Here is a 23,993-nt window from a genome sequence, read left to right as displayed (position 1 = left end):
CGGTCCAGCCCCGCGCTTAGCGGTCCGCGTCCAGTGGCTCCAGGTCCTCGTCGCCGTCCAGGTCCGGGTCGAGGTCGTCCTCGAGGTCGTCGTCGTCCACGCCCGCGAGGCGGCCGTCGTCGACCTCGTCGTCGAAGACCGCGCTGACGTCGAAACGGCAGACCACCCGCTGCGGATCGATCTGCTCGAACGGCGCCTCCAGCCACTCGCCGGGCTCTGCCGGTTCGTCCGCGGCCGTCACCCAGAGCGTGGAGTCGCCCTCTTCGAGCCCGAACTCCTTGTGCCGCGAGGCGATCTCGTCCGGTTCGAACTCGCCGAACAGGACACCCAGCGCCCCGTGCACGGTCGCGGAGGCCTCCGCTCCCCGCCCGTCGTCGTCCGCGGCCTCCACCCGCTGCGCCTGCGCCAGCAGCCGGTGCGGCTCCGCCACGGCGTAGTCACGGCGGATCAGCACGCTCAGCGCGTTCGGCTCCTCGGGTCCCGTGTACGGCGGCAGCGTGTCCTCCGCACCGGGGATCTCGAAGGGCGTGACCTCGTCGTAGCGGTCGTAGAGCAATTCGTCGTACGTCTCGGCGGCCGCGGCCAGCTCGTTGAACGCCTCGTAGACGGCCGGGTCGTCCTCCCCGGACCTGCGTTCGACCGCGGCCAGGTGGCGGTCGAGCGCGGTCTTGACCGCCTCGGCGGCGGCTCGTACCTCGGCAGCGGTGGGCTGCGCAGCATCAGACATAGTGCAGACGCTATCCGTACCGGGCCCCAGCCCGCACAATAGATGCGATGCCGGAATACGAATTTGTCGACGTGTACGTACCGCGCGGGGTTTCCCGCAAGGACGCCACACGCCTGCTGACGGACCATGCCGAGTACGGACACTGGGAGTTGGACCGTCTGAGCCTGCTGCGTGACGGCAGCCGCCGGGTGCGGTTGCGCCGGCGGATCATCCGCCAGGTGCGGGCCACATGGTGAGCTGAGGCGACGACGGAGACGACGGAAACGGAGCGGGCCCCGCCGACGCGGGGCCCGCTCCGTTCTGCGCGCCGTAGGGGAAGCTTGCGGTGCTCGGCGTGGAGATGCGCCGGTTCAGACCGAAGCGCGCGCCTTGCGGTACATGACCGCACCCGCCAGCAGCGCCCCCGCGCCCACTGGGAGCACGACGCCGATCGGCAGGTCACTGCCGGTGTGCGCGAGCTGTGCGGCGCCCTGCGGCTGGGTGACCGTCTGGGTGCCCGGGTGGTTGGTGTGCGAGGAGCCACCCGGCGTCTTGCCGCCCGCACCGGGCGGCGTGCTCGGGGTGCCGGGGTGTCCGGGCTGGCCCGGGTTACCGGGGTGTCCGGGGTGACCCGGGTGTCCGGGATGGCCCGGGTGCCCGGGATGACCCGGGTGTCCGGGGTGGCCCGGGTGCCCGCCGCCGGAACCGCCGTTGGTGCACTCGTTGTCCTCGACGGCGTTGCCGATACCGACGATGTTGACGCTGTTGCCGCAGACGTTGACCGGCACGTCGATCGGCGCCTGGACGGTGTTGCCCGAGCCGATGCCGGGCGAGTGGCTGGCGTGTCCGCCGGCCTGGGCTCCGCCACCGGAACCGCCGTGCCCGCCGGACGAGCTGCCGCCGCCCTCGTTGCCGCACTCGTTGCCGCTCGCCGGGTTGAGGAGTCCGACGACGTTGACCGTGTTGCCGCAGACGTTCACCGGCACATGCACCGGCGCCTGCACCGTGTTGCCGGACAGTACGCCGGGCGAGTCCGAAGTGGAGCCGTTCGCGCCCGAGTCGGCGTGGGCGTAACCGCCCGCCGCGGCGAGCACGCCGGTCGCCGCCATCACGGTCATCAGGCCCTTGCGGGTGACCTGTCGCATTGCTGAATTCTCCCTGCCTTCATTCCTGACCTGGTATCTCGCGACATCTCGCGTGGAAATTCGCGAAAAGGCCGGTCGGCTCCGGAACGCATGGCGCGCGCTCCGGAGCCGACGGGCTTGACGACCCTCAGCGGGTCGACGTCACTTGTTGATGCAGGTGTTGCCGAAGGCGGGGTTCAGCAGCCCGATCACGGAGATCGTGTTGCCGCAGACGTTCACGGGGACGTGAACGGGCACCTGAACGACGTTGCCGGAAACGATACCCGGGGAGTGCACCGCGGCACCCTGAGCACCGGCGTCGGCGACGGCCAGGCCCGCACCCGCGAGAACCAGACCACCAGTGGCAGCCGCAGCAGCGACGACCTTCTTGAGCATTATTCCTCCTTGTTGGCAAAAGCGATCTCGTGTTGCTGATCGCATTACCTGTAACGAGGAGGAAGTAATGGAGCTACGAGCTGATGGTCGCATTCACCCTTCTCGGTCCCGCTCCGTACACGCGGCCGATTACGAAGGTCACGAGGCGTCGATGAAGCGGTCCAGCACACGCGCGCCGAACTTCAGGCCGTCGACCGGCACCCGCTCGTCGACACCGTGGAACATGCCGGCGAAGTCCAGCTCCGGCGGCAGCTTGAGCGGGGCGAAGCCGAAGCCGCGGATACCCAGTTCGTCGAAGGACTTGGCGTCCGTGCCTCCGGAGAGCATGTACGGGATCGCCTTGGCGGCCGGGTCCTCGGCCACCAGCGCGGACTGCATGGCGTCCACCAGCGCCCCGTCGAAGGTGGTCTCGACGGCCTTGTCCGAGTGCACGTCCTCGCGCTTCACCTGAGGCCCGAGGATCTTGTCCAGGTCAGCGAGGAACTCCTCCTCGAACCCGGGCAGGAAGCGCCCGTCGACGTGTGCGGTGGCCTCGCCCGGGATGACGTTGACCTTGTAACCGGCGCCCAGCTGTGTGGGGTTGGCGGTGTTGCTCAGGGTCGCGCCGATGAGCTTGGCGATACCTCCGAGCCTGGCCAGGGTGCCTTCCATGTCCTCCGGGTCCAGCTCGGTGCCGAGCGCGTCGCCGAGTTCGTCGAGGAAGGCCCGGGTGGTCTTCGTCACCCGTACCGGGAACTTGTGCCGCCCGAGCCGCGCTACGGCCTCCGACAGCTCGGTGATCGCGTTGTCCCGGTGGATCATCGACCCGTGCCCGGCGGTACCGGCCACGGTCAGCTTCATCCAGTGCATGCCCTTCTCGGCCGTCTGGATCAGATACAGCCGCCGCTGCTCGCTGACCGTGAAGGAGAAGCCGCCGACTTCACTGATCGCCTCGGTGACGCCCTCGAAGAGACCGGGGTGCTTCTCGACGAGGTGCCGGGCGCCGAACTTGCCGCCCGCCTCCTCGTCGGCGAGGAAGGCGAGGACGATGTCGCGCGGGGGCCGTCGCCCGCTGCGCAGCCGGTCGCGCACGACCGCCAGGGTCATCGCGTCCATGTCCTTCATGTCGACGGCCCCGCGCCCCCACACGCAGCCGTCGGTGACCTCGCCGGAGAAGGGGTGGTGGGTCCAGTCGTCGGCGTTGGCCGGTACGACGTCGAGGTGGCCGTGGATGAGCAGCGCGGGCCGTGACGGGTCCTCGCCCTCGATCCGGGCGACCGTGGAGGCCCGGCCCGGGTGCGACTCGAAGATCTTCGATTCGAGACCCACCTCGGCGAGCTTCTCGGCGACGTACTCGGCGGCCTCGCGCTCACCCGGCCCCGAGTGGTCGCCGTAGTTGCTGGTGTCGATCTGGATCAGCTCGCGGCAGAGGTCCACGACCTCGTCCTCGCCGGTGACGCCCCTGGCCGTGTCCGTCTCGCTCACGCTGCTTCCTCCCGCTGTCACTGCTGGTGGTTCCCCACATCCTCCCTCTCCGCCCGGCCGCTCCCCAAGACCGGACCCGGCCCGTCACACGCCGTTCACGCCGCACGGGGGGTGACCGGGGACCTCTCGAAAGCCTGGTAATGTTTCCTTCGTCGCCGCGGGGGAAACCCCGCACGACAGACACCTTGTCCGGGTGGCGGAATGGCAGACGCGCTAGCTTGAGGTGCTAGTGCCCTTTATCGGGCGTGGGGGTTCAAGTCCCCCCTCGGACACCAGCTGGAAACCAGCCGAAGTCCCGGCCGCTCAAGTCAGCGGCCGGGATTTTCGCGTCTGCGGAGCCCCTCCTCACCCACAGTGTGGGGCATGTCTCTCCGCAGTGAAAACCCCAGGTCACCGAGGGTTTGATCGTTCCGACAGCCCCCGGACAGCCCTCCCGGATGGCCGATCAGCCGTCCCGAACCTAGCGTCGTACTAAAATTTCCGGCTTGTTACGGAGCTGGACCCGGACAACCCCAGGCAGACCTGCGGGCCCGCCAGCGCCCCGGAGGCTTCCGGGATCGAGACGCGAGGACCGGATGGCAGCCATAGACGAGAGCAATGCTCTCGGCCTGCTCGACGATGAGCTCAGCGCAGAGATCCACCAGCAGTTCGGCGACACCGCCCGTTTCTCCGGAGGTCAGGCGGCCTCCCCGCGCACGCTCGTCGACGTCTTCGACGCCTCCGTGCGGTCGTACCCGGACGAGCTCGCCCTGGACGACGGCACGGCCCGTCTCACCTATCGTGCGCTGGCCGGCGAGGTGGAGCAGCTGCGCCGGCGCCTCGCCGCGGCCGGGGTCGGCCTCGGCGACCGGGTGGGCGTCCGGGTCCCCTCCGGAACCAATGACCTGTACGTCGCGATCCTGGCCGTTCTCGCCGCCGGGGCCGCCTATGTCCCCGTGGACGCCGAGGACCCGGACGAGCGGGCCGAGTTGGTGTTCGGGGAGGCGGACGTCCGGGCGGTCGTCGGCGCCGGGCACGAGCTGACCGTCACCGGGCGCAGCGACGTCCCGGCGGCCCGGCCGGGTGTCGAGCACGACGCGTGGATCATCTTCACGTCCGGTTCCACCGGGAAGCCCAAGGGCGTCGCGGTCGGTCACCGCAGCGCCGCCGCGTTCGTGGACGCCGAGGCCGCGCTGTTCCTCACCGACGACCCCATCGGCCCTGGTGACAGGGTCATGGCGGGTCTGTCGGTCGCCTTCGACGCGTCCTGCGAGGAGATGTGGCTTGCGTGGCGCTATGGCGCCTGTCTGGTGCCGGTGCCCCGCGCGCAGGTCCGCAGCGGCGCCGACCTGGGGCCCTGGCTGGTCGAGCAGGAGATCACCGTGGTCTCCACGGTCCCGACGCTCGCCGCGCTGTGGGAGCCCGAGACCCTCAACGACGTCCGTCTGCTGATCTTCGGCGGGGAGGCCTGTCCGCCCGAGCTGGTGCAGCGGCTGGTGACGGAGGGGCGCGAGGTCTGGAACACCTACGGGCCGACCGAGGCGACCGTCGTGGCCTGCGCCTCGCTCATGTCCGGCGAGGAGCCGATCCGCATCGGGCTGCCGCTCGACGGCTGGGAGCTGGCCGTCGTCGACGAGGCCGGGGAGCCCGTGCCGATGGGCGGCAGCGGTCAGCTGGTGATCGGCGGGGTCGGACTCGCGCGGTATCTCGACGCCGAGAAGGACGCGGAGAAGTACGCGCCGCTGGAGTCCCTGGGCTGGGAGCGGGCCTACCGCAGCGGTGACCTGGTCAAGGCCGAGCCGCAGGGGCTGGTCTTCCTCGGGCGGGCCGACGAGCAGATCAAGCTCGGCGGGCGCCGCATCGAGCTGGGCGAGGTGGACGCCGCACTGCAGGCGCTGCCCGGTGTCGCGGGTGCGGCCGCCGCGGTGCGTACCGCGCGCAGCGGCAACCAGCTCCTCGTCGGCTATGTCGTCACCCAGGACGGCTGGGACCACGCGGCCGCCGTCGGGAAGCTGCGTGCCGAGCTGCCCGCCGCGCTGGTGCCGCTGCTCGCGCCGGTCGCGGACCTGCCGACCCGGACCAGCGGCAAGGTCGACCGCAACGCGCTGCCCTGGCCCCTGGAGGGCCTGGAGACCGGCGGTCCGGCCGAGCCGCTCTACGGCACCGAGGCATGGCTGGCCGAGCAGTGGACGGAGGTCCTCGGCATCCCGGTCACCAGTGCCCGCGACGACTTCTTCGCGATCGGCGGCAGCAGCCTGGCCGCCGCCCAGCTGACGACGAAGCTGCGCACCCGCTACCCGAGCGCCGCCGTCCTCGACATCTACCAGCAGCCCACCCTGCGCAAGCTGGCCCGCCACCTGGAGAAGTCGGTCCAGGACGACGGTGGCAGCCGCACGATCACCCCGGTGCCGACCCGCGCCAAGGTGATCCAGCTGCTGCTGCTCGTGCCGCTGTTCACCCTGCTCGGCCTGCGCTGGACGGTGGCCCTGGCCACGGCCGGGAACCTGCTGCCCGCCTACTCCTGGCTGCCGACCGCCCCCTGGTGGCTGATCGCGACCGGTGCCCTGCTGCTCTTCAGCCCGCCCGGGCGGCTCGCGATCGCCGCGGGCGGCGCGCGACTGCTGCTGCGGAACGTGGAGCCCGGCCGCTATCCACGCGGCGGCAGCGTCCACCTGCGCCTGTGGACCGCCGAGCGGCTGGCCGAGTTCAGCGGGGCGACCTCGCTGACCGGCTCCTGGCTGGAGCGGTACGCGCGGGCGCTGGGCGCCAAGATCGGCCAGGACGTCGACCTGCACTCGCTGCCGCCGGTCACCGGCCTGCTCAAGCTGGGCCGGGGCGCCGCAGTCGAGTCCGAGGTCGACCTGTCCGGCTGGTGGCTGGACGGTGACCGGCTGGAGATCGGCCAGGTCAAGGTGGGGGCGCACGCCACCGTCGGCACCCGCAGCATGCTCTTCCCGGGCGCCCGCGTCGGCAAGCGGGCCGAGGTGGCCCCCGGCTCGGCCGTCACCGGTCAGATCCCCACCGGCCAGCGCTGGGCGGGCGCGCCCGCGGTCAAGCTCGGCAAGGCCAAGCGGAACTGGCCCAAGGAGCGCCCGCAGCGCGGCACGTACTGGCGCGTGATGTACGGCCTGACCGGCCTTGTACTGTCCGCGCTGCCGCTGCTGGCGGGCGGGGCCGCGTTCCTCGTGGCGTACGCCTTCATCGACGCGGACGCGCCCCTGCGCGGTGCCGCGCTCGCCCTCGTCCCGGCCACGCTGGCGTTCGGGCTGGCGTACGCGCTGCTGATCCTCGTCGCCGTACGGCTGCTGAGTCTGGGCCTGCGCGAGGGCACCCATCCCACGCACAGCCGGATCGGCTGGCAGGCCTGGACGGTCACGCAGCTGATGGACCGCTCCCGCGAGACGCTGTTCCCGCTGTACGCCGGGCTGGTCACGCCGGTGTGGCTGCGGCTGCTCGGGATGCGGATCGGGCGGGGCGCCGAGGTGTCCACCGTGCTCGCCCTGCCCAGCCTGACGACGGTCGGTGAGGGCGCGTTCCTGGCCGACGACACGCTGACCGCGCCGTACGAGCTCGGTGGCGGCTGGATGCGGATCGGGCGCGCGGAGATCGGGCGGCGGGCCTTCCTCGGGAACTCCGGGATGACCGCGCCGGGGCGGAGCGTGCCGGACGGCGGGCTGGTGGGCGTGCTGTCGGCGACGCCGAAGAAGGCGAAGAAGGGCAGCTCGTACCTGGGGCTGCCGCCGGTGAAGCTGCCGCGCAGCGCCGAGACGGGCGACCAGAGCCTGACGTACGACCCGCCGGCGCGGCTGCTGTGGGCGCGCGGGCTCGTGGAGCTGTTCCGGATCGTGCCGGTGTTCTGCTCGGCGGCGCTGGCCGTCCTGACCGTGGCGGCGCTGTGCCTGCTCGGACCCTGGGCCCCGCTGCTGTCCGGTCTGGTGCTGCTCGGGACGGGTGCCGCGGCCGCTGTCGTGTCGTTCGTCGCCAAGTGGCTGCTCGTCGGGCGGCACCGCGCCGGTGAGCACCCGCTGTGGAGCGGCTTCGTGTGGCGCAACGAGCTCGCGGACACCTTCGTCGAGGTCGTGGCCGTGCCCTGGCTGGCCGGTTCGGTGCCCGGGACGCCGCTGATGACCGCGTGGCTGCGCGGTCTGGGCGCCAAGATCGGCAAGGGGGTCTGGGTGGAGAGCTACTGGCTGCCCGAGACCGACCTGGTGACCCTGGAGGACGCGGCCACCGTGAACCGCGGGTGCGTCCTGCAGACGCACCTCTTCCACGACCGGATCTTGCGGACGGATACTGTTGTACTCCGTGAGGGCGCCACGCTGGGCCCTGGCGGGATCGTGCTGCCCGGCAGCACGATCGGGGCCCGCACCACTCTGGGTCCCGCGTCGCTCGTCATGGCCGCGGAGTCCGTCCCGGACGACACCCGTTGGCTGGGCAACCCGATCGAGGCATGGCGTCCCTGAGCGCGGGCCACTCGGAGTCGGTGAGCGGTGTACCGGCGAGGAGTGGCAGCGCAGCGCAGGGAGCAGAAACGGCAGTGGCGGTTCAGCAGACGGCGGGTTCGGACCCGTACTTCCCGGAGCACGGTGACGCCCGTTACCGGGTGCACCGGTACGAGCTCACGCTGGACTACCGCCCGGGCCCGAACCGCCTGGCGGGGGCGGCCCGGATCAACGCCATCGCGGGCCGGTCACCGCTGACCGAATTCACCCTCAACCTCTCGGAGTTCAAGATCGGCCGGGTCCGGGTCGACGGCCGCCAGGCGCACTACACGCACCGCGGCGGCCGGCTGCGCATCCGTCCGGCCAAGCCGGTCCGGGCCGGTGCGGCGTTCACGGTCGAGGTGCACTGGTCGGGCAACCCCAAGCCGGTCCCCAGCCCCTGGGGCGGGCTCGGCTGGGAGGAGCTGGAGGACGGAGCGCTGGTGGCGAGCCAGCCGATCGGGTCACCGTCCTGGTACCCGTGCAACGACCGGCCCGCCGACAAGGCCGCGTACCAGATCTCGGTCACCACGCCGTCCGCGTACGCGGTGGTGGCGGGCGGCCGGCTGCTGACCCGTACGACGAAGGCGTCCACGACGACCTGGGTGTACGAGCAGTCCGCGCCCACGTCGAGCTATCTGGTGGGGCTGGCCATCGGCAAGTACCAGACGGTGCTCCTGGGTGACCCGGGGCCGGGCGGAGTGCCGCAGCACGGGCACATCCCGGCGCATCTGCTCCCGGAGTTCTCGCGGGACTTCGCCCGGCAGCCCCAGATGATGGAACTGTTCCAGGAGCTGTTCGGTCCCTACCCCTTCGACGAGTACGCGGTCGTCGTGACCGACGAGGAACTGGATGTCCCCGTCGAGGCACAGGGGTTGTCGCTGTTCGGCGCCAACCACGTGGACGGGGCGCGGGGTTCGGAGCGGCTGGTCGCGCACGAGCTGGCGCACCAGTGGTTCGGCAACAGCGTGTCCATAGCGGACTGGCGGCACATATGGCTGAACGAGGGCCTCGCCAAGTACGCCGAATGGCTGTGGTCCGAGCGGTCGGGCGGGCGCAGCGCGCAGCAACTCGCCGCTGCCGCACACCGGGTGCTGTCCTCGCAGCCGCAGGACCTCCGGCTGGCCGACCCCGGCCGGAAGTCGATGTTCGACGACCGGCTGTACGAGCGCGGCGGCCTGAGCGTGCACGCGGTGCGCTGCGCGATGGGCGACGACGCCTTCTTCCGGATGCTGCGCGGCTGGGCGGGGCTGCACCGGGGCGGCGCCGTGACGACGGCGACGTTCACGGCCCATGTCAACCGGTTCGCCGACGAGCCGCTGGACGACCTGTTCGCCGCCTGGGTGTACGGCACGGCGCTGCCTCCGCTGCCCGCACAGATCCCGGCACGTCCGGCGCACCCGCCCACCAACGCCGGGTCGGCGTAGCCGGGCGGGCCCGCAGGACGGGTGACCGGGCCTCTCAGGTCGCGGGCACCTTCAGCTGGTCCCAGCTGACCTTGCCCGGGATGCCGTCCGCGTCCCTGCCCTTGAAGCCGAGCTTGCGCTGCCAGGCCCGGTAGGACTCGCGGTCGGCGTCGGTCCACTCGGGGCCGGGCCCGTCCTCGTAGTGATTGCAGCCCTCGGCCACCAGGCGCCTGCCCATGGCCGTGATCACCGGGGACTTCTGTCCGTCGTGGAAGAAGCCGGCGCCCGGGAAGGGTGCGTACGAGGGCTTGGACGGGGCGGGCTTCGGATCGGGCTCCGAGCCGCCACCGCCGCCCCGGCCGGCCAGCCGCTCGGCGATCCGTCTGCGCATGCCGTCCATGGTGAAGCCGCGCGGGTCCACCTTGCCCGGCTGCCACTCCTTGTGGCCGATGACCGACGCGGCGCTCCAGCCGTGGTGACGGCAGATCGCGGCGGACACCTTCTCGATGGCCTCCTTCTGGGCCTCGGGCCAAGGGTCCCTGCCGTCGCCGAGGTTGATGCACTCGAAGCCGTAGAAGTGCCGGTTGCCGTCGGTGTCGGCCTCGTTGTCGTGCGGCAGCTTCGACTCGTTGACGACGGCGCGCAGCACGTCGTGGTCGCCGAGGCCCGCGTGGTTGGCGCGGCCGTAGCCGACGAGGTGAATCTCGCCCTGCTTGTCGATGACGCCGTGGCAGAGGGGGCCGGGCAGGGCGGTGTAGCCGTTGTAGCAGAGGTTCACGGAGCTGTCGGTGCCAGAGGTGGCGGTGTGGTGGATGACCACTCCGTTCACCGGGCCCCAGGGGCCCTTCGTATTGCGGTTGTGGGTGCGCCAGTTGCCCACCTCGTGGACCGTCAGGCCCTCCGCACGCAGGATCTCCAGGAATTTGGATGCCGTCATGGGTGTGGCCATCACACGCCTCCGTCCACTGCGGCTTCCGCTTCCGCGGTCGTCTGCGACCTTCCGTGCGAGGGGTCCTCGGCCGCCTGTTCCTCACGGCGTGCCTGTGCCTCCGCGGCGAGGGCCGCCTCGTCCGCGGGGGGGATGGTGCCGGCCAGCGGGCGGAAGCCGAAGCGCAGGTCGACGGCGCCCTCCTCGCCCTTGACCAGGGCGAGCGGGGCGAGGTGGCGGGTGATGCCGGCGGGCCCCTGGAGGAGCGGGCGGCGCGCCGGGTCGGTGGGCCATTCGACGCTGCCGGTGGCGGTGCGGGCCGGGATCAGCCAGTGGTCGCCGGTGCGGTAGCCGCCGCCCTTGGCGAAGTACACCTCGACGCCGTCCTCCAGGGGCAGCCACTCCCCCTCCGTGACGGGGACGGCTCCGCCCTTCAGCGCCGCCGTACGGCCCTTGTGCCTCGGCCCTTCGCGGTGGTCCCAGCGGCGCAGGAACGGGTTGAGCTCGGGCCGCCGTCCTACACCCGGCTCGGGCTCGGCGGACAGCCGGACCCGGCGGCCCGGCAGGTCCAGTTCCTCGACCCGCAGCAGGGGCAGGGCTTCCAGACGGGAGGAGTACGCCGTGTCGATGACCTCGACGTGGTCGCCCACGTCCAGGTCCAGCTTGTCGTCGTACCCGAGGGACGCCAACTGCACCCAGGTGCCGTCGAGTTCGTCGACCGGAAAGACGACGGAGCCGTTCTCGCGGGACCACTTGAAGGTGGCGTCCTTCGCGTCGCCCCCGGCGTGCACCTCGACGCGGTAGAGCTGGTTCTCCGTTCCGCGGTAGCGGGCGTCGGGCCTGACCAGGCACGGGTCCTCGTCGGCGTGGTCGGGCCGCTCGCTGCGGGCGGCCAGGCGGCCCGAGGACAGGGACTGCTTCTTCGCCCAGTTGTCGAAGGCCGCGCGGACGACGTCCTTCGACAGGTCGGTGGTGTCGATCGCCAGCTCGGCGAGGGAGAGCGGCAGCACCTGCCAGACCACCTTCACCCGGGCCGCGGTGTCCGGCATCGCGGCACCCAGGGCGACCTCGCGCAGCGCGGGGTCCTCGGCGGCGGTGACCGAACGCTCCCATACGTTCAGGTAGACCACGAACGGCGTCTGGGCGGGCGAAGGCAGCCGGTCGCGTTCCGGGTCGCGGAAGGCGTCGGGCTGGTCCCAGTACGTCCACCGGTCGGGGGGTGTCGGCGTGTCCTCGTCGTGCGCGTCCTCGTCGGGCACGGGGACTCCGGGCGCGGGCCTGGTCGCGTCGACCAGGATGCCTTCGACGTAGTAGCGGCCGCCGCGGATGAGGAGGGTGTCGATGTCGTACTTGCCGCCCACGTAGTCGATGTAGAAGCCTGCGATGTCGCGGCCCGCCGCGTCGCGCGGCCCGCCGTGGCGGCCGATCAGGTCGGCGGCGAGCGTACGGGCCTGGTACAGCTGGATCGCGGCCTGCTCGTTGGCGTCGGCGTCGAGCTGGACGCGGCCCTGCTGGGCGACGACCGCGGAGTAGTGCCGCTCCGGGCGGAAGGTGAGTCGGGAGAGATCAGCGTGCATGAAGGGGGTCCCCCTGGTTCAGGATTCTGCGGGTGTGTCGTACGGCGGCACTGCTCAGGTCACGAAGAAGATCCCGGCGTCGGTGCCCGCGGGCGTGTACTCCGCGAGCCGGGCGCGCAGTCCGTCCTCGCGCTGCGGCCGGTACAGGTCGTGGAAGGCGCCCAGCTCGGCGCCGTCGTCCGCGCCGCGCCGGATCTCCTCGGGGCACCGGTCGGCCAACTGCCCGTACCAGGGCGTCCCGTAGCGCACCGAGGCGAACAACGGCCGTACGTCGGTGCAGCGATGGCGTCGTGGGGTGCGCGAGCCGGCGGGGACGGCCGAGTACCGCAGGCAGCCGATGCCACGCCGGGCCACCTGCAGCCTGCCGGTGAAGACCGAGTTCTCGGCGATCTCCACCGCGTGGGTGTGGACTTCGCCGATGACGGTCGTGCGGTGCACGTGCAGCACCGCGTGGGCGAGACGGCAGTCCGGGGCGGACAGGGCCTCGCGGTCGTGGCCGGTGGCGTCCAGGATGCTGTCGCTCAGGTGGATGTCGAGGGGGTCCTCGCTCACCTCGTCGCCGATGACCTCGATGGTGCCGAGGATGCTGTGCTCGATCTGGAGGCAGGCGGTGGTGCGGTCCAGGACGATGCTGGGTTCCTCGGGCGAGTGCGGCTCGCACCGGGGCTCCAGCGACCAGCCGGGCACGAGGGTGCTGTGCCGTACGACGACCGCGCCCATCGGCCCGGTGACGTTGATGCCGCGCCCGGCGACGAGCAGCCCGTCGAGAACGATCCGCGGCCGCTCGTGCGGAGCGCAGTCCTCCTGTACGGCACGGACGTTGAGGGCGTCGGGCCGGTTGCTGTACCAGTCGAGCAGCCGGATCACCGGCCGGGTGCCCTCGGCGGCACGCAGCTCCAGCCGGTCGCCGGGGTCGAGGTCGAAGTCCAGTTGCTCCTGGGAGGCGCCGCTGTGGGTGATCTCGATGATGCCGTCGGGGCCGGTGCGGCCGGCCCGGCGGTCGTGCTGCCAGGCCCGGTAGGCGTCCATGATCTGGCGGTACGGCTGCCCGGGGCCGACCCGGTAGAAGGTCGCGTCGGGCCGGTCCACGCGGTCGGGCCGCTGGTACTCGCCGCCGCCCATGTCGGCCCCGTACGCGTAGTGGTGGTCCACCCACACACCCTGCCGAGGCGCCGACCGCGACCCGAACGCGATCCGCCCGAGCTCCGGGTCGACGGCGATCTGCCCGCGCCCCGGCCGGTAACGCCAGTCGGACAGGTCGGCGACCACGATGTCGGACGGCGGTACGGGCTTGTCCTCGCCGTCCCGCCGGATGACGAAGCTCTTGCCGGGGCCGTAGTAGTCCAGCAGCCTGTCGTGGAGCAGACGGCGGGTGATGAAGGCCGGGACGTTGTCGACGGTGGCGATGTGCGTCGGCGACGGCTCCGGGACCGGCTTGGTGACGAGGGGGCTGTCGTTGCCGAGGATCGAGAAGGTGTACAGGTTGCGGGCGCGGTCGATGCAGTACGCCGGGGAGGACGTCAGCGAGTACGCCTTGAGCCTCCAGACGAAGAGGGCGACTCCCGCCGGGCTCCAACCACCTTGCCTGCGCGGGGAGTTGGCGCGGCGGACGTCGACCGTGCGGGCCGTGGTGTCGAAGGGACCGCCCTGGAGGGCCAGTGCCGAGCCGTCCCGGAGGTCGAGGAGGCGGCCACGGCCGGTGTCCCGGTACAGCTTCACCGACTGGTTGGCGGCGACGAGCCGCGACAGCTCGACGGCCCGGGCCGGATGGTCGGCGACCTGCTCGGAGATCTCCTCCAGCAGGTGCAGCGTGCCCTTGCGGCGCCGGTTGGCGACGGTGGCCGCCACGTCCGCACGAGGGGCGACGGCCTCGGCGAGGGCGTCCCGGCCGCCGTCGTGCAGACCGGTGGTGAGGACGCGCTCATAACCGGGCAGGGTGCGGTAGCCGACCAGGTCGCCCAGGTACGGCAGCACCCAGGGCGCCGCCGTCTCCACGAACAGGTCCTCGTAGCCCTGCTCGACGCCGTCGCGGACCCGGTCGAGCTGCTCGGCGATCACCGCGAGCAGGGCACGCAGCGGCTCGCCCTCCTCGGCGTCGCGCAGGAGGTGCCAGCGGGGCAGCAGGGCCGCGAGACCGTCGGGCTCGCGCGAGGTCGCCGGGGCGGCCGTGTCGAACTGGGCTTCCGCCGAATGCGCGGCCATCACTTGACCTCCGTGAGGATGAGGGTGTCCGCGGCCCGCGGGGAGAGCAGGGCCAGCTGGGCGGGGCGGATGCCGCGGAAGACGTACACCTTCCGGCCCTTCACCAGGCGCCGGGTGTCGGTGATGTCGGGGTTGAGGCGCAGCAGTTCGGCGAGCGGGATGCCGTAGCGGGCGCAGACGGACGACAGGGTCTCGCCGTGCTCGTCACGGACGGTGTGGATCTTCTCGTCGTACGTCGCCGGGTGCGCGGGCACGCTCGACCGGGGTGCCCCGGGGCCGGTGAGCAGCGCGGCGAGTTCCCCGGGGGTGGCGGAGGCGGGGACGCCGGTGAAGACGTCCACGTCCACGTAGTCGACGCCGGGCACGGCGTGCGCCGTGGCGAGGAGGTCGGAGAGCCGGGCGGGCTGCCCCAACTCCCGTCCTTCGTAGCCGAGTCGCCGCAGCAGCGCGGCCCGCAGCAGGGGTTCGACGTACTCCCAGGCGTGGTCGGGGGCCACCTTCACCTTGGCCGCGACGAGCAGCAGGACCAGTTCGCGGACGTCCACCCGGACGGCCAGGTTGCCGTCGCCGTACTCGGTGAGGGCCCCGCGCAGGGCGCGCAGGGTGTCTGTTTCCTGACTGTCCCCGTCGAGCAGCACGTCATCCGTACCCGCGACCGTCACGTGCAGTACGCGCCGCCGCCCGTCGAAGAGTTCACGCGCGGCGGCCCGGCCGATGCCGGCCCGGGAGCGGGCGAAGTCCTCGTAGTCGGCCGGTGAGACGAGCCGGTCGAGGGCGGAGACGGCGAGGGGGATCGTACGGCGGGTCAGGCCGGGACCGTCGGCGTCCGCACCGCCCGTCGCCGGGCGCGGGTTGGTGACCGCGGTGACGCCGAGTGGGCGGGTGAGGGGCTGGGTGATCCGCTGCGCCGGGACGTTGGCCGCCTTGCCGGTGCCGAAGCGGTAGCGGGCGTGGACGTTCTCGTGGCCGCTGGGCAGCCGGGCGCCGTGGACGCCGTCGCCGAAGGTGACCGTGGTGCGGCCGTCGGAGGCGGTGCCGGTGATGTAGACCCGGTCGCGCGGGCCGCGTCCGGCCAGGCTGTCCACCTCGTGCCAGCGGACACCGTCGACCCGGACCTCCAGCACCGGGGTGGCGCCGAGAGGGTTGTCGTCGGCGAGCCAGGTCAGCGGGGACTGCCAGAGCGCGAACGTCTGGCCCACGCGGTCCGAGTCGCCGCTGCCGATGGCCTCCTCCCGGCTCTCGCCATGGGTGGCCTCGACGACGTTCCCCAGGATGCGGACCGTCTCGCGACGGTAGCGGTGGAGGAGATCGGTGGTCAGGGTCAGGCGGGTGTGGACGCGGTCGCCGGGCAGCTGCGGGTCCACGGCGGCATCGGCGGCGGCGATCGTGACGACCTCGGTCGCGGTCACCCCGGTCGTCCCGGGGATGTCACCGCGCTCACCGGTGACGACGAGCAGACGCCCGGGACGCAGTCCGTCGTACAGCTCGGCGAGCTCGATCTCGTTGCCGTGCACGTCCTCACCGAGCGGCTCGTCCGCCAGGCGCAGCGGCTCGCCCCCGGCGTACACGGTGGTGTCGCGGATGTGCGACAGCAGCACGTCGAACTCGTCCAGCCACGGGTCGGCGAGGGTGAGTTCGGTGCCGCGGCCGGTGATGCCGTAGTTGGAGTACGCCGCCGTCCGCGCCGCCACGACCTGGGTGGTGACGAACGCGAGCCCGGGGTCGCCGGGTATGCCGTCCTGGGCGCCCTTCGCGGGCCGCTGGACGGCGACCCAGCTGCCGACGGTGATGCTCGTGTGCACGCTGTCGAGCTGCAGCACACGGCGGTTGACGGGCGCCGGCTTGCTGGCGATGACGACCTCGACGTTCGGCTCGGTGCTGCCTGTCGTGTAGCGCAGGCTCACCTCGTACTCGCCGTGCGTGAACTGCTCGGTGGCACCGGGCCGCAGGGAGATCTCCTGCGCGGTGCCGTTGTTGACGCCGACGTGGATCAGACCGTCCTCGTCCGGCCGGGACACGAACAGGGTCCGCTGCGGCAGTCCGTCCCGGAGGCGGACGGTGACACCGGGCTCCTGCGAATCGGCGGGGCGACGGGTGAGCCAGCTCAGATCACGGTCGTGGACGGCCCGGGTCGACAGATCGACCATGCCCGGCCCGAGCGCGAAGCTGACCTGCTGGGCGAGCGGCAGCGTCACGGCCCGCTGATCGGAACTGTTCCCCTCGACGTACTGGAACTCCGCCCGGACCGGCGCCCTGCCCGCGGTGTCGTAAACGATCCGCATGCCGGTCAGCACAGCCCCCGTCAGCGGCCAGTCGGCGGACCGGATGACCCGCCCCTTGTCGTCCTGAACAGGCTTGAGCGGGGCAGTGGCACCGAAGGGGGCGGCGGTGACACGCATGGCGAGCAGGGCGCGCAGAAGCCGGGCCGTGGTGGTGGAGGCGGTCCGGCGCCACGCCGGGTACAGACTGCCGAGGGCAGGATTGAGGGCCGCGAGCAGCCGAGCGGTGTCGGTACCGGGCTGCTGGACGCCCGCACCGCCGGACACGGCTGGGCGCTGGGCACGCAGGGCCGGGAGGACAGCCGCCAGTGCATGGAAAGCGACGGCACGTGGATCGCCCTCAAGGGGCGCGGGGCTGTGTTGAATCTGTGGCTCCCGCCGCGTGGGCGCGACCGGCCCGGACGGCGCGGCAGTCGCCCGAACACCGTCCGTGACACTCTGCGCAGGCGCCAACTCGAGTGCCCGGCGGCGGAATTCGTCGAGCACTGCCTGCAACTGCTCGAACCACGCAGCCACATCCTCCCAAGGCTCCGCCAACACCTGCGCCTCGCCGAGCCGGGCAACGGGCTCCGCGAGCACGGCGGCAAGACTCTCCGGCGTCTTCACCCCGTCCAGAGCCACCCGCAGCGGAGCCAGAACCTGACCCTCGAAGTCCTCGATCATGCGGCTGACGGGCCGCGGATTCGGTACCTCGGGCGTCGGCGGCTCATCGCCGGGCTCACCGGGGACGGAGGGCTCGGCAACCCAGCGCCGCACCTCGTCGACGAGTTCCTTCAACGTGGGCGGCGCCGACTCCGGCAGCGAGATGGCCGTGACGTCCTCGTCCCGGTCGACCCGCACACCAGCGACCGGAATCAACTTCCGCTCCCCACCCGCCTGTTCACCGAAGACGAAGAGCAGCTGGTCCCCGGTCTGCAGGGAGTTCGCCGTGCCTTCGACAAAGAGCTCGGGGCGCCGCTCGAGATCGTCGGGCGTCACCAAGGACGGACGACGCCTGCGCACCTTCAGCTCATTGAGGTCCCAGCGGGCGCTGAGGTCCCGGCTCGTCTCGAAGGTCAGCGACTCCTCGTCGGCGGAGGCGGGCACGCTGTGGGCGCGCGCCCCCCGCGGGATCACGACGGGCAGTGTCTCGGCCCGCGGGTCGCGTTCGAGGGTGTACGCGAGATGCGTGGCGGCGGCGACACCCGGCCGCGGCCGGTGTCCCACCAGTCGGCCCAGCAGCACCAGCGAGCGGTGCTCGTTCGCCGTGCGGATGTACGCCTCGTCGGCGATCCGCTCCGAGTGGAAGGTGAGCAGGTCCCCGAGGACGGCGGCGGCGTCGAGCAGCCCGATCGCCGGGTCGTCCGGGGTGCGGACCGTGAGCCCTTCCAGGGCCGGGTACGCCGGTGAGGCGAGCCGGTCGAGCAGGGCGGCCAGGAACGAGCCGTACTCCCCGACACGGTAGTCGAGGGCGGTGCGCCCCGGCGGGTTGTGCGGCGGGGCCGGTGCGAGGCGCTCGTCGTGGCCGCCGCAGCCGCAGGTGCAGTCGTCGGTGGCAGTCATCGGACCGCACCTCCCAGGGATATCGCCAGCCGGCCGTTCTCCGGCCGGTCCGGATCGTTGTCGCAGGTGGCGATCTCCAGCGGGCCGAGCCGCAGCACGCCGTCCTCCCTCTCTCCTCGGTCCTGTTCGAACAGCCGCCGCAGCCGGGTGACCCGGACGCTCTCGACACCCGGTACGGCCGCCGCGACGGCGACCAGCCGGCTGAGCCGCACGGGTTCGCCGAAGGTCAGCGCGTCCGGATGGAAGAACCCGAGCCGTCCGCCGGCCAGACGGCCGCTGCCGAGCACGCGATACAGCTCGGCGAGGATCTGCCCGTGCTGGTGGCCGGGTTCGGCGCACACGGTCAGCGCGACGTCGAGCGCCACCAGGCGCGCGGGGCCGACCACGAGGTCGTGGCCGATGCGCCGGTAGGCCTCCAGGGACTGCTCGACCTGGGCGAGCAGTTCGGCCGACGGGTCGGCGCTGCCGTACGCGTCGATCGCGATGTGGGCCTCCTGGACGCTGCCGGTCCAGCGGATCTCGGCGGCGGCGCGCTGCACGCCCGGCAGCTGGGCGGCGAGGTCGGCGTAGTCCTCGGCGGTGACCGCGCGCAGTCGGGTGCGGCGCAGGTCGAGCGGGGCCAACTGGCGTGCCTGCTCGACCGGTTCGGGCTCGGCGCCGCCCGTGGCGGGCAGCGGGTTGCGGACCACGGCGGCCGGCGGCCGGGCGCAGTCGCTCTGGATGACCAGGTGGTTGATGGCCTCCGCGCCGACGTTGCCGGCGATGCCGCCGCCGAGCCGGTGGTGCAGGGCGAGACGGGCGCCCGGCACCGGCTTCGCGCCGTGCCGCCCGTCGCCGAAGCGCAGGGCGAGGCGGCCGTCGTCCTCCAGCTCGCCGACGAAGTGCCGGTCACGGGGACCGCTGTGCAGCAGATCGCGCTGGGGCAGCCAGGTCAGGTCGCCGTCCTCGACGCGCACGGCGGGCAGGGCGCGACGCGGGTCCTGGGCGAGCGCGGCGGTCGCGGAGCCGCGCAGCACCGGCTCGTCGGGGTGCAGTCCGGCCGCGTACGCCGGGCCCCAGCTGTGGGCGATCTCCCAGGCGATGTGCCCGTCGAGGACCGTCCCGGCACGGGCCCGGGACGCCAGGATCGCCACGCGCCGCAGCTTCGTGTCGAGCAACTCGTCGTTCCTGTGCAGGAGTTCACGCAGAGCACGGACGGGATGGGTGCGCAGCTCGAACCGCTCGATGACCTTCAGCCCGTAGATGACGGTGAGTTCGTCGATCTCCTCGTCCGCGAGCCCGTCGCGGTCACGGGCGCTGCGCCACAGCTCGACGAGCCGCTGCCGGACCGCTCCCGGGATCGCGGCGATCCGCGCGGCCTGCCCGGCGGCCACGGCCCGCGCGTCGGGGAAGGGCACCGCCTGCACGACGGGCGTGCGTCCGAGGACGGGCCGGAAGCGCGGCACGATGCCCGGGTAGACGGACTGCGCGAGCAGGGTGCGCAGTGCGGCGGCCTGGGCGTACGCCGTGCCGGGCACCACCCGCTCGTGCCGCTGCCCGGCGCGCTCCAGACCGATTCCGGCGCGTACGGCCGCCGCCTCGCCGACCACCTCGAAGAGTTCCCGGACGTCGTCGGGTACGAGGGCTTCCGCGTTCTCCGTCCGGTCCGTGAGGGAGTTGATCAGCCGGGCCGGGGCGTTGCCCTCCTCGCGGTCGTAGCAGCCGGCGGGCGGGTCGCAGGGGGCGACGACGGCCGGCTCGGGCGGCACGGTGGCGGTCTGCGGGAGTCCGCTGAGGGTGCGGCCGTGGTCGACGAGGACGACGTTGCCACGGGCCAGGGTCACGTCCTCGACGGGCAGGCAGTCGCGGCCGCCGCGCGTGCTGAGGCAGAACGGGAAGCGGAGGGCGTCCTCGGCGGCCCAGGTGACCTCCAGGACCGGCTGGTCCTCGATGCGGTCGACGCCCGGGGTGACGGAGGCGAGGCGTACGGCCTGCCGGTGGCTCGGGTCCTGGTCGCCCGGGGTGCCGGTGCGCGGGCCCTTCACCTCCTCCAGGACCAGCACGTCGCCCGGTCGCAGGTCCAGTTGACGGTCGCGGCAGGTCTCGGGGTCGTCCCACTCGTCGCGCAGGGTGGCGGAGGTGGCGCCCTTCGGCAACGCGCACACCTCGCCGCCCCAGGTCCACAGGCGGATCGCGTTGTGGGCGACCCTGAGCTCCAACGGGTCGGCGGCGACCGGTTCGAAGACCTCCACCGAGCCGCGCTCGTCCAGGTCGCCGAGGTCGTCCTCGTCGATCACCGTGCCCGGTTCGGGCCGGTCGTGCGGGTCGACGGCGCGGACGTCGACGGAGGCGAACCGGAAGGTGCCCGGCGCGAGCGTGGTGTCGCCGGCGGTCTTCACGGTGACGTAGGCCCGTGCGGTGCAGCCGTCGTGCATCGCGTAGTCGATGAGCCGGACGTGCCGCCGTACGGAGACCCGGCGGCGCGCGGTGTCGAGGTAGGCCTCGGTGGCCACCGCGTCCTGCTGGTAGCTGATCTGGTCACCCGTGTACGCGAGCAGTTCGACGAGCGTGACGCCCAGGTCCGCGGGGTTGCGCTCGACCCACTCGGGCGTGGTGAGCGCGAGCCGGTCCAGGAGCAGCTTGCGGATCGTCTCGTAGTCGCGGGCGGTGTAGTCGACGACGGGTGCGGCGGGGAAGCCGCCCGGTTCCGGCTCGTCGTCCTTGCAGTCGAAGGGGGTCGGGCAGTCGGGCCGGAAGGAGAAGGACGCGCGGTGGTAGCGCTGGTCGAAGCCCCGGAAGGGTTCCGTCCCGGGACGGCCGTACGGGTCGGTCTCGACGAGCGCGAAGACGTACCGCGAGGTGTCGCCGGCCCGGTCGAGGGTGACGTAGAGCCGGTCGTCGAGCTCGGGGTCCTCCTCGCGCTCGACGCTGACGTCGACGGCGGTGATGCCGGTGATGCGGCGGCCGCCGTCGATGCGGACGTTCTCGGGGCCGAGGCCGTGCGGGGCCTTGCCGAGGAAGGTGACGGTGAGCAGCAGCCCGTCGTCACCGACCTCCACCGCGTCGACTCCGTTCAGCTGCGCGGCTCTTACCTTGGCGCGGCGGGAGGTGGTCGTACCCGTGCTCATGCCGCCCTCCCTTCGAAGACGTCGTCGGTCCGGGCTCCGGTGGCCCGCAGGACGTACGACAGGTGGACGCGTACGGCGTTCTCGTCGCTGACGACGTCCAGGGCCACGACGTCGATGAGGTCGCCGAGCCAGCGCTGGAGCGAGGCCTGCACCGAGAGTTCGAGGGTGCTGACCAGCTCGGGGCTGTTCGGCGCGAACACCAGGTCGAGGAGGCCGCAGCCGAAGTCCGGGCGCATGACACGCTCCCCCGGGCTGGTGAACAGCAGCTGTTCGATCAGGTCGTGGACGTGCGCGGCGTGGCCGGCGTGTGCGGTGCGGCCGCGGCGGTCAGCGTGGAAGGGGAACGCGATGTCGGTGCGCGGGTGTTGGCGCGTGACGCGGCTCATCGGACGGTGACCTTTCGCTGTGCGGCCTGGACCACGGGCGGTCCCTGCGGCACGAAGGCCGCGCTGAAGCACTGGGCTGCGGAGGTGTCGAGCAGCACGGGCGCGCCGTCGACGGTCACACCGCTGTGACCGTCGGTCCAGCGGACGGACACGCACGGCGAGGGCACCCCGGCGACGCAGTGCGGGCAGCCGGTGACGACGTAGGTGTGCCGGCCCGTGGCGACGGCGGCGCCCCCGATGCGTACGCCGCCGGAAGGTGTGGTGGCGGCGGTGACACGGCCGCCGTGCGGGCAGCCGATCACGGCGCTCGCGTCGAGCAGACTCCCGGACAACTTCTCTTCTCCCCCGTGTTGCTAACGCTTCGACTGAACGGTCAACTGGCCCTGGTTGATGGTCACGTGATCGCCCTGCAGCAGGATCTCGGCGCCGGCGCCGTTGGCGATGATCACGGTCTCCTTGGTGATGCGGATGTAGGCACCGCCCTGGGCCTGCAGCAGAATCCCCTGCTCGGCCCCGGCGGTGTCGTTCATGACGATCTTGTGCGCGCCCGGTGTCTGCACGACGAACGGCTTGTTCGGCGAGTTCGCCTGCAGTTCGCGGCGCGCGTCGGGCGGCAGTTCCTCGGCAGCTCCGTACCAACACCCGGTCCACACAGGGAAACTGGGGTCTCCCTGCTCGAACTCCACCCACACTCCGGAGCCGGGCGGCGGCACCACGAACTGTCCCGACTGGGGTCCGGTGAACGGCAGACAGGGCAGCGCCCAGGTGGACGGCTCGTCGCCGAGCACATCGGGCACCTCGACGGTGATGCGGCCGATCCTCAGCGGGTCGTTGTTGTCGACGACCCGGCCGCGGAACTTGCCGAGGTAGCGGTTGTTCGCTGCTGCCGCCATGCTGAACTGCTCCTGAGTGATGAGGTGTTACGGGCGGACGCGGTCTTCGCGGGCTTCCAGCCCCTCCCTGGAGAGGGTGAAGTTCTGCTGGAAGGAGCCCGGCCGCAGGTTGTGCGTGACGGACTTGACGTAGTAGTCGCCGTCGTACGCCCGCCCCGAGCCGCGCACACCGACCAGTTGGCGGGGCTGCAGGATGTAGCCGTGCCGGTTGACGTCGAGGGACCCGGACCCGGAGACGACGTCCGCCGACACGGCAGCCCGGGCGAGGAGTTCCGCCTCGGCCTGCTCGCGCTGCTGCTTGGCGGTGCCGGAGAGGGTCCTGCGTTTGAGTGCCGGGGTGGGCCGGCGCCCGAGGGGCGGGCGCAGGGGACTGATCGGCGGCTGGGGCAGCAGCGTGGACACGCGGGTCCCGGGGTCCTGCCAACGGGCCTGCGGCTCTTCTCGCGCTGTCCCGTCATACGCAAAGGTCAACTGATCCACGGTCGTGTTGGCGTCCATGTTGACGTTGAGGGCGTGCTGACGGATGCCGAGGCGAATCTCCGGCCCCCAACGGGCGGAGGACTGGCCGGGGTTGGGGCCGGGTTCGAGGTAGAAGGTGTAGCCGTTGGCGCGGGCGAGGTCGGTGAGGTACTGGAGGTCGGTGCCGGTCTGGTAGTGCACCCGCAGATCCTGGTGCGGCGGCTGGGCGATCTTCTCGGCGTAGACGTCGGGGCGGATGCCGTAGTCGGAGTAGCGCTGCAGGATCGCGAGCGCCCGCTGCGAGGGCGGCAGGTTGGGGTAGCGCGCGGTGCGTTCCTCCAGGTCCATCAGGAGGGTGAGGTCCTCGCCGGTGACGGTGAGGGTGGAGTGGCCGGGCTGGTTGCTCGTCCCGACCTCCTGGCGCACGACGAGCCCGTCGAAGAGGACGTCCTGCGTTCCCCGGACGCTGACGGTGATGACGAGGCGGGTCTTCGGATCGAAGAACCCCTCGGGCAGCAACCGCTGGTTGATGATGCCGTTCTTGGTGAGGTCGAAGGCGAGCTGGAACCCGCTGCGCTCCCCCGCCGTGGCGGTGATCTGCGCGGACAGCAGCGCCTCTGCCACCTCGGCCGGTACGGGCTTGACCAGCTTCGGCCCCATGAGGAGCGTGATGTGGACGGGCCCCTGCAACACGCGTTGTTCAGACACGCCGGTGTCCTCCGGGCTCGGGGACGTCGATGATCCGTCCGGCCTCGTCCGTCAGCTCCCGTGGATCGAGTACGGGGTTGGCGTCGGCGATGCGCCACCACTGACCGGGGTCGCCGAAGTAGCGCTGGGCCAGCAGATCGGGCCGCTCACCGGAGCCCACGACGTGTTCCTGTGTCTCCTGGGCGTCGAGCGGTGGCAGCAACCGGCGTTTGGCGTAGCGGACTTCGGTGCCGTCGTCCTGGCGGTGGATACCGATCTCGGCGTCGTGGTAGCGGCTGGTCCGGGGGTAGGGGTGGGCGCCAGGTATGGAACCGAGGGCGCTCTCGTAGGACTCGATGTCAGCCATGGTGTGTTCC

The 23,993-nt window shown here is 72.0% G+C and carries 17 protein-coding genes and 1 tRNA gene; 4 read left to right on the top strand and 14 right to left on the bottom strand.

Going from position 1 to position 23,993, the window contains the following annotated elements; translation table 11 throughout:
• Nucleotides 1-16: 16 nt before the first annotated feature.
• On the bottom strand, nucleotides 17-727 hold the full coding sequence (locus LJ657_RS29140) for a hypothetical protein (RefSeq protein ID WP_232651808.1): 711 nt from the start codon (nucleotides 725-727) through the stop codon (nucleotides 17-19).
• A 47-nt stretch (nucleotides 728-774) separates the two neighbouring features.
• On the opposite strand from LJ657_RS29140, the gene LJ657_RS29135 reads away from it, so the two are divergent.
• Nucleotides 775-963, top strand: a complete 189-nt coding sequence (locus LJ657_RS29135) for a DUF5703 family protein (RefSeq protein ID WP_005485166.1) — start codon at nucleotides 775-777, stop codon at nucleotides 961-963.
• 114 nt (nucleotides 964-1,077) lie between these two features.
• On the opposite strand, the gene LJ657_RS29130 is transcribed toward LJ657_RS29135, so the two are convergent.
• The 3 genes from LJ657_RS29130 to LJ657_RS29120 all read right to left on the bottom strand — a co-directional run bounded on the left by LJ657_RS29130 (nucleotide 1,078) and on the right by LJ657_RS29120 (nucleotide 3,690).
• Nucleotides 1,078-1,851 carry a chaplin gene (locus LJ657_RS29130; RefSeq protein ID WP_232651807.1) on the bottom strand — a complete coding sequence of 258 codons (774 nt, stop codon included), beginning with the start codon at nucleotides 1,849-1,851 and terminating at the stop codon, nucleotides 1,078-1,080.
• A 141-nt stretch (nucleotides 1,852-1,992) separates the two neighbouring features.
• Nucleotides 1,993-2,226 carry a chaplin ChpH gene (chpH, locus tag LJ657_RS29125; RefSeq protein ID WP_232651806.1) on the bottom strand — a complete coding sequence of 78 codons (234 nt, stop codon included), beginning with the start codon at nucleotides 2,224-2,226 and terminating at the stop codon, nucleotides 1,993-1,995.
• Between the two features lie 138 nt (nucleotides 2,227-2,364).
• On the bottom strand, nucleotides 2,365-3,690 hold the full coding sequence (locus tag LJ657_RS29120; RefSeq protein WP_232651805.1) for a M20/M25/M40 family metallo-hydrolase: 1,326 nt from the start codon (nucleotides 3,688-3,690) through the stop codon (nucleotides 2,365-2,367).
• Nucleotides 3,691-3,877: 187 nt separating this feature from the next.
• Between LJ657_RS29120 and LJ657_RS29115 the strand changes: the two genes are divergently transcribed.
• The 3 genes from LJ657_RS29115 to LJ657_RS29105 all read left to right on the top strand — a co-directional run bounded on the left by LJ657_RS29115 (nucleotide 3,878) and on the right by LJ657_RS29105 (nucleotide 9,577).
• Nucleotides 3,878-3,965, top strand: a tRNA-Leu gene (locus LJ657_RS29115).
• Nucleotides 3,966-4,265: 300 nt separating this feature from the next.
• On the top strand, nucleotides 4,266-8,132 hold the full coding sequence (locus LJ657_RS29110; RefSeq protein WP_232651804.1) for a Pls/PosA family non-ribosomal peptide synthetase: 3,867 nt from the start codon (nucleotides 4,266-4,268) through the stop codon (nucleotides 8,130-8,132).
• A gap of 74 nt (nucleotides 8,133-8,206) precedes the next feature.
• The gene (locus LJ657_RS29105) at nucleotides 8,207-9,577 is read left to right on the top strand and encodes a M1 family metallopeptidase (protein WP_232651803.1); all 1,371 of its coding nucleotides are present in this window, start codon (nucleotides 8,207-8,209) and stop codon (nucleotides 9,575-9,577) included.
• A 34-nt stretch (nucleotides 9,578-9,611) separates the two neighbouring features.
• Here LJ657_RS29105 and LJ657_RS29100 read toward each other — a convergent pair whose 3' ends face one another.
• From LJ657_RS29100 to LJ657_RS29055, 10 genes are read right to left on the bottom strand one after another with little or no spacing between them, the layout of a single operon-like run.
• Nucleotides 9,612-10,505 carry a peptidoglycan-binding protein gene (locus tag LJ657_RS29100; RefSeq protein WP_232651802.1) on the bottom strand — a complete coding sequence of 298 codons (894 nt, stop codon included), beginning with the start codon at nucleotides 10,503-10,505 and terminating at the stop codon, nucleotides 9,612-9,614.
• Nucleotides 10,505-12,061 (bottom strand): DUF6519 domain-containing protein, encoded by a 1,557-nt coding sequence (locus LJ657_RS29095; RefSeq protein WP_232651801.1) that lies wholly within the window; start codon nucleotides 12,059-12,061, stop codon nucleotides 10,505-10,507. The genes LJ657_RS29100 and LJ657_RS29095 overlap by 1 nt, the downstream gene beginning before the upstream one ends.
• A gap of 54 nt (nucleotides 12,062-12,115) precedes the next feature.
• Nucleotides 12,116-14,263 carry a hypothetical protein gene (locus LJ657_RS29090; RefSeq protein ID WP_232651800.1) on the bottom strand — a complete coding sequence of 716 codons (2,148 nt, stop codon included), beginning with the start codon at nucleotides 14,261-14,263 and terminating at the stop codon, nucleotides 12,116-12,118.
• Nucleotides 14,263-18,084, bottom strand: coding sequence for a putative baseplate assembly protein (locus LJ657_RS29085; RefSeq protein WP_232651799.1), 3,822 nt, complete (start codon nucleotides 18,082-18,084; stop codon nucleotides 14,263-14,265). Before LJ657_RS29085 ends, LJ657_RS29090 begins: the two co-directional genes overlap by 1 nt.
• A complete protein-coding gene (locus tag LJ657_RS29080; RefSeq protein WP_232651798.1) occupies nucleotides 18,081-21,191 on the bottom strand; it encodes a putative baseplate assembly protein in 3,111 nt (1,036 codons plus the stop codon). The genes LJ657_RS29085 and LJ657_RS29080 overlap by 4 nt, the downstream gene beginning before the upstream one ends.
• Entirely contained in the window at nucleotides 21,188-21,577 is a 390-nt protein-coding gene (locus LJ657_RS29075; protein ID WP_232651797.1) for a GPW/gp25 family protein, read from the bottom strand. The genes LJ657_RS29080 and LJ657_RS29075 overlap by 4 nt, the downstream gene beginning before the upstream one ends.
• Nucleotides 21,574-21,909, bottom strand: coding sequence for a hypothetical protein (locus LJ657_RS29070; RefSeq protein WP_232651796.1), 336 nt, complete (start codon nucleotides 21,907-21,909; stop codon nucleotides 21,574-21,576). Before LJ657_RS29070 ends, LJ657_RS29075 begins: the two co-directional genes overlap by 4 nt.
• Nucleotides 21,910-21,930: 21 nt before the next feature.
• Complete coding sequence (locus LJ657_RS29065; protein WP_232651795.1) at nucleotides 21,931-22,470, bottom strand: phage baseplate assembly protein V; 540 nt, start codon at nucleotides 22,468-22,470, stop codon at nucleotides 21,931-21,933.
• Between the two features lie 27 nt (nucleotides 22,471-22,497).
• Nucleotides 22,498-23,589 carry a hypothetical protein gene (locus LJ657_RS29060; protein ID WP_269787077.1) on the bottom strand — a complete coding sequence of 364 codons (1,092 nt, stop codon included), beginning with the start codon at nucleotides 23,587-23,589 and terminating at the stop codon, nucleotides 22,498-22,500.
• 40 nt (nucleotides 23,590-23,629) lie between these two features.
• On the bottom strand, nucleotides 23,630-23,983 hold the full coding sequence (locus LJ657_RS29055; protein ID WP_232651793.1) for a LysM peptidoglycan-binding domain-containing protein: 354 nt from the start codon (nucleotides 23,981-23,983) through the stop codon (nucleotides 23,630-23,632).
• Nucleotides 23,984-23,993: the final 10 nt, after the last annotated feature.

The sequence above is a fragment of the Streptomyces guryensis genome, from assembly GCF_021261325.1.
Lineage (GTDB): Bacteria > Actinomycetota > Actinomycetes > Streptomycetales > Streptomycetaceae > Streptomyces > Streptomyces guryensis.
The sequence above is the reverse complement of the archived record's forward strand: the minus strand, read 5'-3'. Positions and strand labels throughout refer to the sequence as shown.